The sequence below is a fragment of the Bradyrhizobium sp. genome (genome assembly GCF_049519115.1).
Lineage (GTDB): Bacteria > Pseudomonadota > Alphaproteobacteria > Rhizobiales > Xanthobacteraceae > Bradyrhizobium.
Window position 1 is genome coordinate 20,614 of sequence record NZ_JBEKRB010000056.1, and the last position, 14,344, is coordinate 34,957.

The following is a 14,344-nucleotide window of genomic DNA, read 5'->3' on the forward strand; positions in this document are numbered from 1 at the left end:
TGCGACGCCATTTCCGGCATCACCAATAATCTTCCCAGATACAAAGTTCGCAATTTGCGGATGTAATGGACGATGACCTACCTAACGCGTCCATCCGCCATAAGTGTAGCGCGACCAATAATCGGGGGTGCCATAGGGCATATTGTAGCTTCCATAGAGGGGAGCGCACGAATATCTATCCGGGCACCCGCCACGACAATTCCAACCGCAGGGCGGCTGCGCGACCAAAGCCCTGTGGTGCGAGTGAACCCTCGCTGGTTGGTCCCCATTGGGCCCACCGTAAAGCTCCGAAGCGCCCGCCACCCTCGACGCAGAGCCGAGTGCTGCGAACCCCAGTAAAGAGCTTAGGCCGACGAAAATCTTAAGCGACTTTATCAAGGGCATAGCCAACTCCTTGACTTCAACCTAGCCCGGCAAGTTTGCAGGTTGCCACGGCTGAAGTTGATTCAAACACATAAATCTTATTGTGAAAATGGAGCCGCGTGTGACTGGAGCAGGTAAAAATAGCGAAAATTTAGCGTCTGTTGCGAACCTGCTACATTCTGTTGAGCTTCGCGGCGAATGCTATCGGATATTTTCTTGGGGGGCCTCCAGCACGGTCTAAGCTTCAGTCTGTGCAAACCCTTTCGAGTTCCCATTGAAGTTGCCTGATCAACCGCGCTTGCGGGGGAGGGGGAGCGCATGTTGGAGAGTTCACAAAGCACAATTTTACGTCGCGGGCAATTTGTTTGGAACATCGATATCGCTCCACAGACTAAGGTCGCACCTCAGCCACGCGCCTCGGTAGATCGGGACAGCCTATTTCAGCGTTTCCTCGGGTGCGCCAACATGACTCAGCACCGACCGACTATCAGCTGTTTATGATGCATACAGCATCCTGAACGGAAGCGGCTTCGAAGCTTCGAAAGCCGGGCAATCGACGCACAAGTTAGGGATTCGTGAGCTATGGTTCTCGTACAAGCAGCTGCCTGACGAACGTGAGAACGGTTGCAGCCAGCGTTCGAGTTCGTCTTTCCACCCCGCCATGGTCAGCCCTCGAAGGGCCGACCACCCATGAATCATTGAAGAATTGATTCGGGAAACCTATAAAAAGCGACAAAATCAATAATCTGCCAAAGCAGTGTTAGGGTGCGGACTCAATTGACCCACCAAGTGAGTACGGCTGCCAAGAGGATTGTGGAGAGCAAGAAATCGGCTCGCTTGTCATAGCGGGTTGCGATGCGCCTGAAATCCTTGAGGCGACAGAACATGCGCTCGATGACATTGCGTCCCTTGTAGGCGGTTTTGTCATAGCGGTGAGGATGTTTGCGGGTGGAGTTTGGCGGGATGACAGCCTTTATCCGCCGCCCAGCGAGGACCTCCCTCAGACTCCTGGCGTCATAGGCGCGATCGGCGAGAAGCCTCTTGGGCTGATGTCCCATCGCCAGCAGGCTGCGCGCTCCCAGCTGTGCAAGTGATTAAAAGGTTTAATAATACCATAGCAGACACGGGATTGCCGCGCGCTGGTCTGATTTTCGCCATCCCGTCACATGCATTCTCGATCTTGGTCGGGACGCGATACTGGTGCACAATTAGCTGCCTTGGACGCTTTAGCGAAGTGGAGTTGGCGTCGCCCGTGTAAACACGTGCCGAAGCGCCGGATGCTAACTCACGAGCGGCAGTCAGGCAGACAACAGCGTGTCGTTCGCAAATCGCAAGTTTTCTAGGGGCGTACCCAATGCCGCAATTCCGCTATCGCGCTGTCACGCCTGCGGGCGAGATCGTCGCCGGCGAGGTGGATGCGTCATCGCGTGAAGAAGTGGTGCGGCGTATCGAGTATTTAGGTCACCTGACCATCGATGCCGAGCCGGTCACCACAGGAATTCTCGCTCGCAGCCGTAAGGCTGCTGGAAAGGCGCCGCGATCACGGGATGTTTCCATTTTTTTGCATCAGCTGGCGCTCCTTCTCGGCGCCGGATTGACGCTCGAAGCGGCGCTGCAGACGCTCAGCGACAACACAAGCAAAGGTTTAGCGGGATTTGCTCAGGATCTGCGCGCATCGATCTCCGCCGGCGACAGTTTCGCAGAAGCGTTGGAACAACATACCGTCGCTATCGAACCCGCCTATGTCGCAATGGTACGTGCAGGCGAAGCATCGGGAAAATTGGATGCCGTACTGCGTGCGATCGTCGAAGACCGCTCACGCAAGGAGGTGCTGACCGATCGAATTAATTCTGCGATCCGCTACCCGTTGTTTCTGGTCGGCTCGGCGATTGCTATCCTGCTTTTTTTCCTGATGTATGTCGTGCCGCAGTTTGAACCCGTTTTTGCAGATCTTGGTGGCCGCCTTAACTCCGGTGCGGCTTTCGTGGTCGCGTGCTCGTCCTTGCTTCGTCGCAATCTGGATCTCTTTTTAGTGATCTGCTTGTTTTTGGTTGTGGGTACTTGGCTAGTGTTGCGCAACCGCGAATGGCGTGCGCGGATCGTCGGCGCAGTCACGCTGATTCCTGGAATTTCAGAGTTGGCGGGTGATCGCCGGACGGCACGGATCGTGGGGACGCTCGGCCTGCTGCTCGAAAATGGTGTCCCACTTCCGGCGGCACTCAAGATCCTTCGTGACATAGTTACCGAACCACGTTATGTCGCGGCACTCGACAGCGTCCACGAGCAGGTGAGGAACGGCCGGAGGTTTGCAGAGGCCTTGGCTGACACCACACTGCTTCCCCCGCTCGCAGTGAGAATGCTTAGAGTAGGAGATGAGGTGGGCGACGTTGCGAACATCGTCCGTCATGCGTCGCGTTTCTACGAGCACAAACTTGGCTTGGGTCTCGATCGCCTGATGGGGGCGATCGGGCCGATCACGATCATTGTGGTCAGTATTGTTATTGGTACCCTGATCGTATCGATCATGAGTGCTCTGCTTAGTATGACTGATCTTGCGCAGTGAACCGGAGGATCAGGGTGGTCCGGGTCATACTGCCAGTGTTGCGAAGCTGGAACGCCGATCGAGGCGCCGGCTTCACACTCATCGAGGTCATGGCAGTGATGCTGATTATAGCTCTGGTCGCCGGGCTTGTGTTAACGATGACGCCGGGCACTGGCCGAGCCGGTTTGAAGGCTGTGACGCTGCAGACCGCCTCGCTGTTCCGACGCGAACGGCTTGGTGCGATTCTGACGGGTCGCGATCGGGAGATATCTCTCGATGGCAAACGACGTATCCTGGTTGGTGACGGAGGGGATATCGTCGCGCTGCCGCGCGACATCGCCCTCGACATTCTCGGTATCGACGCGCTCTGGTCGGGACGTCAGGCTGTCGTTCGCTTCCATCCGGATGGCGCGTCGACGGGAGCGGTATTGAAATTATCGCGTGAAAGGGCGGAATATGAGATCCGTGTTAACTGGTACACCGGTGGTGTCGCGATCGGGCCATAACGACCGAAGCGATAGGCAGGCCGGATTTACGCTGCTTGAAGCTCTCGTCGCTCTCACGCTGCTTGTAGTTTTTGCGAGTGCGGTCGGGCCACACCTGTCGCAGGCACGCCGCATCATGGCAAATGCCGAGGGCCGCGTCGCGGCGCAGGTTCTCCTGCGCTCGCTAATTAATGCCCCATTCGATCGCTCCAGTTTGGCAAGCGCTTCGCAGGAAGGCGAAACCAGCGGATTGCGTTGGCGCGTCGACACTGAACCGGCAGTTGTGGTTCGTAGGCAGGCCCAATCAAATTGGTTGACTTATCGTGTGGTTGCAAGCGTGACGTGGGCGCCGGGCCAGGTGATCATGGCCGAAACGATCCGGCTTGGAAAACCCTGAGATGGCGATGCAAGGCCGAGGCATTCGCTCTGGAAGTGAAGGTTTTACTCTTGTCGAGGTTTTGGCCGCACTGACGATTGCCTCGGTGATCATCGTTGCCAGCGCGGCGCTTATCCGAAATGTTGCGATTTACTTCGATCGGGGAACGCGAGGGGCAACTGAAGCCGAGCGGCTTGTTCTCGCTGTCGGACGTTTGGCCGGCGATTTTAGTTCAGCTCGCTTTGTGTCACGACGAACGGCGGATGGCACTGCAATCGCGTTCGCCGCCGAGCAAGAGAGCGCGGGTCGATCAGCAAACGTGGTCTTCGTGGGTGCGGGGGGCGTTGCATCGAGTTCCAGCGACGATGAACTCGTCAGCCTGACCATCGAGCGGGATGGCGATTTGCGTCGGCTAGTCAGACGTCGCGCGAAGTGGCCAGGAGGTCGCACGCACTTCGAAGATGTGACGCCAAAAGATCCTGTGGTTCTGATCGAGGGTAGGCTGGACATGTCGTTCCAATTCGGACGCAGCACGCCGGTGGGCGCGCCGGTATGGTCTTCCAATTGGATTGAGGAATTTGCCTTGCCCCGCTATGTTCGTTTGATCTTGCGCAACCGCGAAACCGGCGTCGATTTGCTCGGCGAAGCTACTTTTATTGTTCGCTCTGATGCCCCGCCGGCCTGCGGGCAAAGCGATGCGAAGCCTGCGTGTCTATCGCCGCCGAACGGCCCATCTAAGTCCGAAAGCCCGGCGAAATGACACATAGCGATTCACGACGCGGAATGGTTTTGGTGACCGTGCTGTGGTCCATATCGCTGCTTTCGGCGTTGGCGATGGCCGCATCGGTCACCTTCCGGGGCTTTGCCGGTGTGATGGCGGTTGAACGCGATCAGGTGCAGGCAGAGGCGCTTTTAAGCGCCGGACTTGAGACCGCCGCCGGCATTGTGCAGACCCCCAGCGATGTCCCGCTGTCCGAGGTCGAAACGACGGCTACCCTCGGTACTGGCGCCGTGCGTGTGCGCCTCAATGACGAGGGTGGCCGAATCGATATTGGCAAAGCACCGGTTGAGGTTATCGCTTCAATGTTGCGTTCCATTGGCGCTCCGGCAGGGGCGGCTGGCACCGTCGCCGGTCGCATCGTCGAAAGACGCAGTCCCGGCAGCGCGGCAAATTCCGACAATGGAGGCCGTCCATCCAGTCAAGCGCTCCCGCCGTCTACCGCCAATCAGCCCTTCGCCGACCTAGGCCAACTTCACTCTATTCCAGGAATGGAGCCAGAGTGGATCGAGGCAGTTGCGCCACTGACTACCGTGTTTGGTGATTCAACCGTCAATCCGTTGACTGCGCCACCAGCTGTCATCGCGGGGCTGCCCGGCGTTGACGCCCAACGGGCTGCAGAGTTTATCAAGGCTCGAAGCAATTCTTCCTCAAACCCCGATCGGCTCGTTCGTCTTCTTGGACCGGCGCAGCAATACCTTGCAGTCAAGTCGCAGCGAGTCGTGTCGGTGGATCTGACGGCGGAATTGATGAGCGGTTATGCCACCGCGGCCCACGCGGTGATTGTTGTGTTACCTCAAGATAGCCAACCGTACCGCGTGCTGATTTGGACCCCAATTCCATATGCCAAAGCTTCTATATGGGGCGGTCCCATGACGCAGAGGTAGTGTGATGCGGATGCCTGCCGTTCTGAAGCGATGGATCGAGACGTTGGCGACACTATTAGTTGCTTGGCACGAGCACTGGCGTGAACAGCGTGCTCTGACCGTCGCACTTGAAAATCAGCAAGTCGTCGTAAGGGAGACTAGATCCGGCCATGATATCACTCGTCCACTGCATCGGCCCGAGCAAAGATCAGCGGCTGATCTGCTGGACGCCGCCCGCGACGGTTTTGTCATTGCAGAATTTCCTCCTGACAAGATCGTAAGGCGGGACATCACCGTCCCGGCGGGTGCACAGAAGTTTTTGTCGGGTGTTATCCGCAACCAGATCGAACGGCTGTCGCCCTGGCCACCGAACGACGTAGTTTACGGTTTCGACGGCGAAGTAAACGTGGAAAATGCCTCGGTAGTTGACGTTCGGATCCTGATAGCTTCACGGGCGAATATCGACGCATTTCGAAATCATCTGGCTGCACTCAATGTTCAAGTCGATCGCATCGTGGCGAACTCGCTTGTCGAAAATTCAGATGATGCGAGAAAACCCGTGACCCTGTGGTCGCGATCGACGGACGCCTCCTTTGATCATCCTGAAAGGTTGAGGCGCCTGATCGGTTTGGGCATTGGTGGTTTCGTCGCAGTGAGTACGTGCTTGAGCCTCTGGGCGTTTGTTTCGGCCGGTGATATTCGCGACGAGAATGAAAGGATCGCCGCGCGCGCCAAGGCACTGCAGCAGCAAATCCAGGGTGGTCAGACGTCGTCCGCGGCGGCTTCCGGTTCGCCGGCAGAACGCGCATGGTTCTTGAAGGAGACCTCCGGTTCTAGCGTAATCCTCCTTGAAGCATTGTCGCGTGCCTTGCCCGATTCCGCATATCTAACCGAAATTCGACTGGAAAGTGGAACCTTGCGCATAATTGGCCTGGCTGATGATGCTCCGGGATTGCTTGCGCCGCTTGAACAGTCGGGACACCTGACCGGCGTGCATTTTTCTGCACCAACGACACGCGGTTCGGACGGCAAATCCTTTAGATTTTCTATCGAGGCGCACGTCGAACCTCGCATCAAGCTCGAAAAGGAGTGAGGCGTGCTGAGGTTGGACCGCGAACAAGCTGTTTCTGTAGCGGCATTGGCCTTGTTGTTGTTGGCATGTGTGTTCGTCGCAGGAGTATCGGTTCAGATGCGTTCGGATGCTGGGTGGGAGCTTGCAGAACGTCGTGAAATGCTCTCGCGCTTGGAGACGAAAATGCGAGCAGGCGCCGGCGGGTCGAACGGCGCAGCACCCCCGACGGCTTTTCTGGATGCGCCTACCACGGGTATCGCGAACGCCAAACTACAAGCCTACCTGGCACAGCTCGCCGACCTTCAGCAGGCTGGACTGGTTTCGACGGGAACGGAAGCGGCCAAAGCCGATGAGGCTGACGACACAATCAGGATTGAGGCCACACTCGACATGAACACGAGAGCTCTGCGCGCGGTGCTTTATCAGCTTGAAAGCGGGACACCTTACGTATTCGTCGATACATTGACGTTACAGCCGGCCAGCACGACGGCAGGCCACTCGGAAGATCCGATCTTGCGGGCAACGATGAGCTTGCGTGCATTTTGGCGGCGAGGGAGTCCATGATGCACCTTTGCCTGACGCCCGCTGTTCTGTTGTTGTGCACGACTGCTGCGCTTGGTGCAGATCCATCGACGACGCAGGCCACGCCTTCCAATCCGCTCGCGGCCCAAACGATGGAGCGGTTGTCGGCGATTGTGGATCGACCGTTGTTTTCTCCGAGCCGTCACGTCGCGTCGACACCGCAGACGTCTCGCGATCCCGAACCGCGAACGCCTCCAACTCCGCCACCAAATCTAGTTTTCTCCGGCGTTGTAATGGATGGGGCGAGTGCGCATGTCGTTGTCGAAGTTGGACCTGAGAAGAAGATCATACGCGCGCAAGTTGGTGATGAAATAGGCGGATGGACGGTAAGTGGGATCTTGGGACGCAAGCTGATCTTGTCGCTTGATGGTCGCTTCGCCACGTTTACGCTTTTTAATCGTGAAACCGATCAAACGATTTTGGGCGACGGGTCGCCCTATGCGCCGCAGCTCCTGCAGCAGCAGAATCCAACATCGGCCGGCAAAAAAGCGAAAAATTAGTTCGCTGGCGACGTATTTATCTGACCCAAGGGCCAAAATTTACCTTTGGATCGCCACTTACTGCACTGCTCTCGCCCCACAAAACACATGGTTAACCATCATTTCATCTTTTAAGGTTAACTTTCGGTTAGCAAGGGGGCACTGAGCATCGGTATTATTTTGCCATTGGCATCGGTGCAATCATCTCGGTCTCAAGTTCAGGCACGGCGGTGCGGGAGCGCATTTTGACTTATTTTTGGGGGGTAAATTTCCGTAAGGAATTAAATTACCCTAATATTTGGCCGGCTTGCGCGGCGATATTGATGGTGGGTGGCTTGATGGGCTGCGCTGGACCTGGTGCTAGTCTTTTCGGGGATACGACTTCGCGCGTAGGGGATACGACGTCGTCGCACGACGCTCCCAATACTGTTCGCAAAGCCGATTTGAGCCCTCGCTTCCCAGCAGCCGAAGACCAGCCCCAGGCAAGCCGTCAAACCGCGGGGCCTCTCTTGTTTCCCGGCGCCGATGTTGGGCCCGAAGTCGTGCCAAACTCCCGACGCGGCCCCGACCCCGCGATGACGCCTGCGTCATTCCAACCGGCTGCATTCATCAAAGGCGATAGCCTCGAGCAGGGTTCTTCAGCAAAGAACGACGGCGTCGAGATTAATTTCGATGGCGCCGACGTGCAGACCGTCGCTAAGTTCCTGCTCGGGGATATTCTTCAGCTCAATTTCACTGTCGATCCGCGCGTGCAGGGTCACGTGACGCTGGCGTCATCGGGCCCCATACCCCGCAAGGACGTGCTGCCAGCTTTCGAAAGCGTATTGCGCATGTCGAATGCGGTGATCGTGCGTAGCGGAAATCTAATGAAGATCGTGCCGCTTCCAGAAGGTAGTGCTGGCGGTTCGTTCGATGGCGCGGGTGAACCAGGTTTCGGCGTATCGCTAGTGCCGCTGCGATATACGTCTGCGGAGACGGTAGCGAAGACGGCGGAAAGCTTTTTGGCCAGGCCCGGTTCGATCCGAGTTGTCCCGTCCCGTAATCTGCTTCTGATTCAGGGTACGACAGCCGAGCGCCAGGCAGCTCTCGATATGGTCGCGACGTTCGACGTGGAATGGCTGCGCAATCAATCGGTCGGAGTCTATCCGCTAAAGTCAACTTCTCCCGAGACGATGATCGGAGAACTTGAGCGGATATTCGAAACTCGTGACGGTGGTGTGGGTCAGGGAGTTGTTCGGTTCCAGCCGATCTCGCGCATGAATGCAGTCATGGTCGTCACCAGGACGCCTAAATTGCTTGCACAAACGACGGAATGGGTGCGCCGCCTCGATCGCTTCGATTCTTCCGGCACAACAATGCATACCTTTCGCCTGAAGAATGGAAATGCGACTCAGATAGCCAAAATCCTGAACGATATCTTCCTTCAGCGATCCGGTGCGAGTTCCGACACACCCGGCAAACAGCTCGCACCGGGCGTCAACGGTTCGGAATCCCGGCTGGACTCGCTTGACAAGGGGGCCGGCAGTGCAGGCGTGACGACGGCATCCAACAGCAGCGGGGGTCTGGGCGGCAAACCGATATCTACTGCTTTTGACACCTTCTCGGATCGGAAAGGAACCGAGGGGGACGGCCCGGAAAGCGCTTCGCTGCTGTCCGGTGGAAACGCCGTGCGTGGCGCATTTCAGAACGTGCGAATTACCGCCGACAACGCCAACAATGCGGTTGTGGTGTATTCCACTGACGCCGAATATCGAGTTGTCGAGCGTGCGGTCCGCGACCTTGACAAGGCGAAACTGCAAGTGGCGATTGACGCGACTGTGGCCGAGGTCACGTTGACCAACGCCTTGCAGTACGGCGTTCAGTTTTATCTAAACGGCAGCAAGGTTGGGGGTGGTGTTCTCGGCTCTGGCGCCTCGACAGCTCAGTCGGCTACTGCGGCCGCATCGGTGACAGCCCAGTCCGCCCTCCTTCAAAGCGTGGGGCCAGGTTTGAATTTGTTGTTGGGATCCGCAGGGAATCCGCGCGCCATCATCAATGCGCTGCAGACGGTGACCGACGTTAAGGTGCTGTCATCGCCTTCGCTGGTCGCACTCGACAATCAGCCAGCTCTGCTTCAGGTAGGCGATGAAATTCCGGTCTCAACGAGTTCGGCGACGCTTCTTACCAGTTCGACTACGCCAACCGTCAACACGATTGAAATGCGCAACACCGGCGTCATCCTGAAAGTACTGCCGCACATCCACGCCAACGGTTCGATCCAGCTCGAGATCGATCAAGAAATCTCTAATGTTGTGAACCCCGATCAACAGACGCTAACTCCAACGATTTCCCAGCGCCGCGTGCACTCGAGCGTGTCAGTGACAAGCGGACAGACCGTGCTGCTCGCAGGCCTGATCAGCGAAAACAATCAGGAAACCCGTTCCGGAATACCCGGTCTTCGCGACATCAAGATCCTTGGTGACATGCTCGGCAACACGTCCAGCACCAAAACCCGCACGGAGATCATCATTTTCATCAAGACTCAAATGATCCGAAACGGCCAGGACGCCAGCGCTGTCACCGAGGAGTTCAGAGACAAGCTGCAGTCAATGCGCGGCGGTAGCTCGGTCATCAATGGGACCGGGGTGCCGTCTGCGGCAGGTCCGCATGCGCCGCCGCCAGGTTGATATCAATGACAAGCGTTGATACAAGAGAGCGGGATGAGTCGGCTGAGAATCTCCAACCGAATATAGTGATCCTGGTTGGCGGCGGATTAGCCATCGGGTTCGTATCTCTTATAACGCTTCCCGGTCCGATCGCTCTGGCTTCAATCGCGCTGGGCGTGATGATGTTGGCCGGTGCGGACGTAGATGCTCGGACCTTCCTGTTGCCAAATGTAATTACCTGGGGCGCGACCGTTGGCGGTATCAGTTCAGCGTGGTTTCTGGATGAATTGAGCCCGTGGTCTGCGGCCTCAGACGCGGTTCTGCGTGCCGTGTGCGTTGCTGCCTTTCTGGCGCTGCTGCGTTGGAGCTACGAGAGCGTCAGGCATCGCGAGGGACTTGGGTTAGGCGATGTAAAACTTGCGGCAGCAGTTGGCGCGTGGCTTCCCTTCGAGGTTATTCCGTTGTGTTTTGGGTTAGCAACGGGCGGGGCGCTGTTGACGATCTTGTGGGGACATCTGCGCGGCCGGCGAATAGAGCGAACAACAAAGATGCCGTTCGGCACCTTTTTGTGTCCCGCCTTATGGCTTGCGTTCTATGTAACTAACCTGCCGACCGGATGATCACCGTCGTTCGGTCTCATCTAAAGTACTCGTTTTGATTCGTTGTAAACTCGGAATGGCGTTTAGACGACGCTCTGAAAAGCAGGCGGTGTCGATCGTTGAGACGCTATGAAACCGACGAGACATCGCTGCCTGAAGTTGTAAACCGAAGAGTCGAGCATTGCGGGGGATCACGTAAAACATTTCACAGTCTCGAATAGAAGCGATCGAACAATTGTCGAAAGAGATTTCTTCTGCATCTAACGGTGCAAGCGGCGTCATGGAACGAGGAAGTAGTGACTAGAAAATCCGCGCAAGCAAACATGGGCAAAAGGTTGACCGTCGCGCCGGTTTTGCAGGCACGTGCTCTGTTGGCATGCGACATTATATTCACCTCCCATAAATTGAATGGTAAAGTTCGGCTACCTCTCTTGGTTGAGTTCGGTCGAGTCGTGCCTTCAATTGACGGCGTAGCAGATGACTTCGGATTTCCCGGGACCAGAGATGCGGTGCGACAGTGGAAACTCAAGCCGCATTTCGCGGTAGGTAAAGTTCGCCATCTGCGCCGGTCCAGGTCATTTCGGCTGGTGGTTCGAGAGATGACATTCTGATGGAATTAGCCGGAAACAGGTCGAAGCCAATGCCAAGCGGCCAAACGTCGGCAGCGGGAGCTGTCGTGGCGTTGCGTTCGGTCGAGCATTTCCGTCGGTATCTACTGGATCAGTTGTCCGACGCGGCTGCTACGCGAGTGCAGCTTCAAGATTGCGTTGATGGGGGTTCTGGAAATCAGCTGCGACTGTTGTGGGAGAAGTCTGACTTGCCGGCGGGTAAATTCGCAGATGAAGCGGCTCGCTTCTGGGGTCTGCGGCGATTGAACCTTCAGGATTTGATGAATGCGACGAGTGCCGCCGAGCTTTTCTCCGCACGCTTCTTACGCGAGTCCTCCGTGTTTCCGTTTCGGGCGGACCAAGGTCGTTTTGGTTTGGCAGTATCCGATCCGACCGATGCCGCGTCGATCCGGGCTGTCGAGATTGTATGCAACGGTGCAGTTGAAGTCGCCATAGCGTCGTTCGATGACATTTCGACGGTTCTGGAAAAGCAGCTCGACGAGCAAAGTCCTAATACTGTGGAGGTCGATGAACCGAAGCATCGGTCTCGCGACGACGATATTGATAGTCTGCGAGATCTGGCGAGCGGTGCGCCGGTTGTACGGGCCGTCAACGATTTGCTCGAGCGCGCCGTAGAATTGCGGGCAAGCGATATCCACATCGAGCCTTTTCGGACCGGACTCGCCGTGCGTATGCGGGTCGACGGCATGCTTCGCGCAGTGCCGGCGCCAACCAACGCGCCGCCGCAGGCCGTTATCTCGCGTATCAAGATTCTTGCCAGCCTCAATATTGCGGAGCGCCGGCTGCCGCAGGACGGCGCGGCACGCGCGCGGATAGGACGATCCGAAATCGATATTCGTATTGCTACGATGCCGACGCAGCACGGCGAAAGCGCGGTGATCCGCTTACTGCCGCGGGATCGTGGCTTACTCGAGTTAAGCAAGGTCGGTCTAGGCAGTCGAGATCAATCTTCGATTCGTCGTCTTTTGGCCCTGCCGCACGGCCTGATCATTATCACCGGACCAACCGGAAGCGGCAAGACGACAACCTTGGCGACGATGCTAGGGATCCTGAACGAGCCAACACGCAAGATTCTGACAATTGAAGATCCGGTCGAATACGAAATACCCGGCATCAACCAGTCGCAGGTCAAGCCGGCAATCGGTTTGACCTTCGCCGCGGCGATGCGAGCTTTCGTTCGTCAGGATCCCGACGTCATAATGGTCGGCGAAATCCGGGACGCGGAAACGGCGAATATCGCGGTGCATGCGGCGCTGACGGGGCACCTCGTGCTGACGACGCTGCACACCGAGACCGCGGCCGCCGCCGTGCCGCGTCTTCTTGATCTTGGCGTTGAGGGTTTTCTCCTGCAATCGACGTTGCGGGCCGTCATTGCGCAGCGGCTGGTTCGGGTGCTGTGCGATGGCTGCAAACGCAAGCACGCACTCACCGGTGGCGATCTTGCGGCTGATCCCCGTTATCGCGTTCTGGGTTTTGCAACTGGTGAAACAGTCTATCAAGCGGTCGGTTGTGAGCGCTGCAACGGAATTGGTTATCGCGGTCGCGCCGGGGTCTTTGAATTGCTTGAATTGACCGAAGAAGTCAGGCCCTTCGTCGGCGCCAACGCGGATTCGTTGGCAATCGACAGAGCCGCTATCCATGCCGGTATGACCACGATGATCGACGATGCCGTCGTTAAATGCCGGGCTGGAATTACGACGGTATCGGAAGTGCTCAGGGTCACCTCGGTTCGGTAGCCGATTGGGTAACCGTGGCAAGATGTTTGTCGATCGGGAAGATCGACATCAAGAGATGGAGAGAAGAAAATGTCGCGGCATGCCATAATGAGGGGATCTCTCAACCTGATAGGTACGCTTTCGTCGAAGATTGGCGCATCTAGACGGCGACCTCGCACGTCGTGGTCCGATGTGGGCAGCGCTAAGGGTCACTTGAGACAGCAAGCGATGCGAGGCCATGGTGAGGGCGGCTTCACTTTGGTGGAGATGCTGGTGGTGATCACGATCATCGGTCTGGTGATGGGCTTAGTCGGGCCCCGGGTGCTTAACTATCTCGGAGATGCCAAGGTCAAGGCCGCGAAGCTGCAGATCGAAAGCTTCGGCAGCGCACTTGATCTATTTTACCTCGATGCCGGCCGCTATCCGTCCGCGAGCGAAGGACTTGCCGCTTTGGTGCAGCGACCTGCAGGCGTTCCCGTTTGGAATGGACCCTATCTAAAGAATGCCTCCGTGCCGGTCGACCCATGGGGGCATGTATACCTGTACCGGGTTCCCGGCGAGAAGCGCCCCTATCAAATCATATCATTAGGGTCGGACGGCCAGGAGGGTGGGACGGGTACTGCAGCCGACATCGGCAACAATGAAACATTAGCCGCCGCCCGCTAGCGCCGTTGGTTGATCCGTCACCCTGAGGTTGCAAAATATATTCCGGAGCAGAGCATTGGCCCACTTTGATTATTCGCTTCTTGGCGCTCGACCGTGGCTCGCGAGGGCCCTGGTCTCGACGATCGCGATGACGGCTTTTGTGCTGGCTTCGAGCAGCGCTTCTGCGCAATCGTCGATATTCACCCCAGCAGCAAATTGCAGTTTGAGTTCACCTGCATTCTGCGAGACCTTTGACGAGGGGCCCTCTACCGCTGGAGGACGTGGGGGGGATCTCGATCCCAGGAAATGGGCGACGTCGCGTCTGGCGGGTGTTAGTGTTCCAAACGTAGGCACTGCTAATCCTGTTTCAGTTGCCCCGATCCCACAATGCCGTGCGACTTTCACGCAAACGTCCGTTTACCCGCCCAATGACACTTTGATTTGCGACCCAAGCGGCACGAAGTCGTCACAACTTATGACGGCAACGGTCATGCAAAACTATGGCGTCAACTCGTATATGGTGCGTCAGCCTTTTGATTTTGCCGGGCGCACGGGCTTAATCCATTTT

General features: G+C 57.1%; 14 protein-coding genes and 1 pseudogene. 14 read left to right on the forward strand and 1 reads right to left on the reverse strand.

Going from position 1 to position 14,344, the window contains the following annotated elements; genetic code table 11:
- Window positions 1-1,136: 1,136 nt before the first annotated feature.
- Window positions 1,137-1,421, reverse strand: a complete 285-nt coding sequence (locus tag ABSE61_RS29850; protein WP_423874757.1) for a transposase — start codon at window positions 1,419-1,421, stop codon at window positions 1,137-1,139.
- 296 nt (window positions 1,422-1,717) lie between these two features.
- Between ABSE61_RS29850 and ABSE61_RS29855 the strand changes: the two genes are divergently transcribed.
- From ABSE61_RS29855 to ABSE61_RS29920, 14 genes and pseudogenes are all read left to right on the forward strand, one after another.
- Complete coding sequence (locus ABSE61_RS29855; protein WP_423874758.1) at window positions 1,718-2,926, forward strand: type II secretion system F family protein; 1,209 nt, start codon at window positions 1,718-1,720, stop codon at window positions 2,924-2,926.
- Window positions 2,927-2,940: 14 nt separating this feature from the next.
- Window positions 2,941-3,411 (forward strand): prepilin-type N-terminal cleavage/methylation domain-containing protein, encoded by a 471-nt coding sequence (locus ABSE61_RS29860; protein ID WP_423874759.1) that lies wholly within the window; start codon window positions 2,941-2,943, stop codon window positions 3,409-3,411.
- A pseudogene (locus ABSE61_RS29865) lies at window positions 3,362-3,490 on the forward strand (prepilin-type N-terminal cleavage/methylation domain-containing protein); the annotation flags it as partial. The gene ABSE61_RS29860 and the pseudogene ABSE61_RS29865, both read left to right, overlap by 50 nt.
- Window positions 3,491-3,526: 36 nt before the next feature.
- Entirely contained in the window at window positions 3,527-3,787 is a 261-nt protein-coding gene (locus ABSE61_RS29870) for a hypothetical protein (protein ID WP_423874771.1), read from the forward strand.
- 1 nt (window position 3,788) lies between these two features.
- A complete protein-coding gene (locus tag ABSE61_RS29875) occupies window positions 3,789-4,526 on the forward strand; it encodes a PulJ/GspJ family protein (RefSeq protein WP_423874760.1) in 738 nt (245 codons plus the stop codon).
- Window positions 4,527-4,549: 23 nt separating this feature from the next.
- Window positions 4,550-5,431 carry a type II secretion system minor pseudopilin gene (locus tag ABSE61_RS29880; RefSeq protein WP_423874761.1) on the forward strand — a complete coding sequence of 294 codons (882 nt, stop codon included), beginning with the start codon at window positions 4,550-4,552 and terminating at the stop codon, window positions 5,429-5,431.
- A gap of 4 nt (window positions 5,432-5,435) precedes the next feature.
- Window positions 5,436-6,503 (forward strand): PilN domain-containing protein, encoded by a 1,068-nt coding sequence (locus tag ABSE61_RS29885; protein WP_423874762.1) that lies wholly within the window; start codon window positions 5,436-5,438, stop codon window positions 6,501-6,503.
- A gap of 3 nt (window positions 6,504-6,506) precedes the next feature.
- Window positions 6,507-7,046 carry a type II secretion system protein GspM gene (gspM, locus tag ABSE61_RS29890; protein WP_423874763.1) on the forward strand — a complete coding sequence of 180 codons (540 nt, stop codon included), beginning with the start codon at window positions 6,507-6,509 and terminating at the stop codon, window positions 7,044-7,046.
- Between the two features lie 251 nt (window positions 7,047-7,297).
- Entirely contained in the window at window positions 7,298-7,564 is a 267-nt protein-coding gene (locus tag ABSE61_RS29895; protein ID WP_423874764.1) for a hypothetical protein, read from the forward strand.
- Window positions 7,565-8,052: 488 nt separating this feature from the next.
- A complete protein-coding gene (gspD, locus tag ABSE61_RS29900) occupies window positions 8,053-10,209 on the forward strand; it encodes a type II secretion system secretin GspD (RefSeq protein ID WP_423874765.1) in 2,157 nt (718 codons plus the stop codon).
- A gap of 5 nt (window positions 10,210-10,214) precedes the next feature.
- Window positions 10,215-10,808, forward strand: a complete 594-nt coding sequence (locus tag ABSE61_RS29905; RefSeq protein WP_423874766.1) for a prepilin peptidase — start codon at window positions 10,215-10,217, stop codon at window positions 10,806-10,808.
- A 619-nt stretch (window positions 10,809-11,427) separates the two neighbouring features.
- Window positions 11,428-13,152: a GspE/PulE family protein gene (locus ABSE61_RS29910; protein ID WP_423874767.1), complete on the forward strand. Its 1,725-nt coding sequence runs from the start codon at window positions 11,428-11,430 to the stop codon at window positions 13,150-13,152.
- A gap of 207 nt (window positions 13,153-13,359) precedes the next feature.
- Window positions 13,360-13,797: a type II secretion system major pseudopilin GspG gene (gene gspG, locus ABSE61_RS29915; RefSeq protein ID WP_423874768.1), complete on the forward strand. Its 438-nt coding sequence runs from the start codon at window positions 13,360-13,362 to the stop codon at window positions 13,795-13,797.
- A gap of 55 nt (window positions 13,798-13,852) precedes the next feature.
- Window positions 13,853-14,344, forward strand: a 492-nt coding sequence (locus ABSE61_RS29920; RefSeq protein ID WP_423874769.1) for a hypothetical protein, incomplete at its 3' end; no start/stop codon positions are given.

Excerpts from the sequence above, each read along its gene's own strand:
- ABSE61_RS29895 (WP_423874764.1), top strand. The coding sequence starts at position 7,298 with ATGGATGGGGCGAGTGCGCATGTCGTTGTCGAAGTTGGACCTGAGAAG.
- ABSE61_RS29905 (WP_423874766.1), top strand. The coding sequence starts at position 10,215 with ATGACAAGCGTTGATACAAGAGAGCGGGATGAGTCGGCTGAGAATCTC.
- ABSE61_RS29850 (WP_423874757.1), bottom strand. The coding sequence starts at position 1,421 with ATGGGACATCAGCCCAAGAGGCTTCTCGCCGATCGCGCCTATGACGCC.
- ABSE61_RS29855 (WP_423874758.1), top strand. The coding sequence starts at position 1,718 with ATGCCGCAATTCCGCTATCGCGCTGTCACGCCTGCGGGCGAGATCGTC.
- ABSE61_RS29870 (WP_423874771.1), top strand. The coding sequence starts at position 3,527 with ATGGCAAATGCCGAGGGCCGCGTCGCGGCGCAGGTTCTCCTGCGCTCG.
- ABSE61_RS29885 (WP_423874762.1), top strand. The coding sequence starts at position 5,436 with ATGCGGATGCCTGCCGTTCTGAAGCGATGGATCGAGACGTTGGCGACA.
- gspG (WP_423874768.1), top strand. The coding sequence starts at position 13,360 with ATGCGAGGCCATGGTGAGGGCGGCTTCACTTTGGTGGAGATGCTGGTG.
- ABSE61_RS29875 (WP_423874760.1), top strand. The coding sequence starts at position 3,789 with ATGGCGATGCAAGGCCGAGGCATTCGCTCTGGAAGTGAAGGTTTTACT.
- ABSE61_RS29910 (WP_423874767.1), top strand. The coding sequence starts at position 11,428 with ATGCCAAGCGGCCAAACGTCGGCAGCGGGAGCTGTCGTGGCGTTGCGT.
- ABSE61_RS29880 (WP_423874761.1), top strand. The coding sequence starts at position 4,550 with ATGGTTTTGGTGACCGTGCTGTGGTCCATATCGCTGCTTTCGGCGTTG.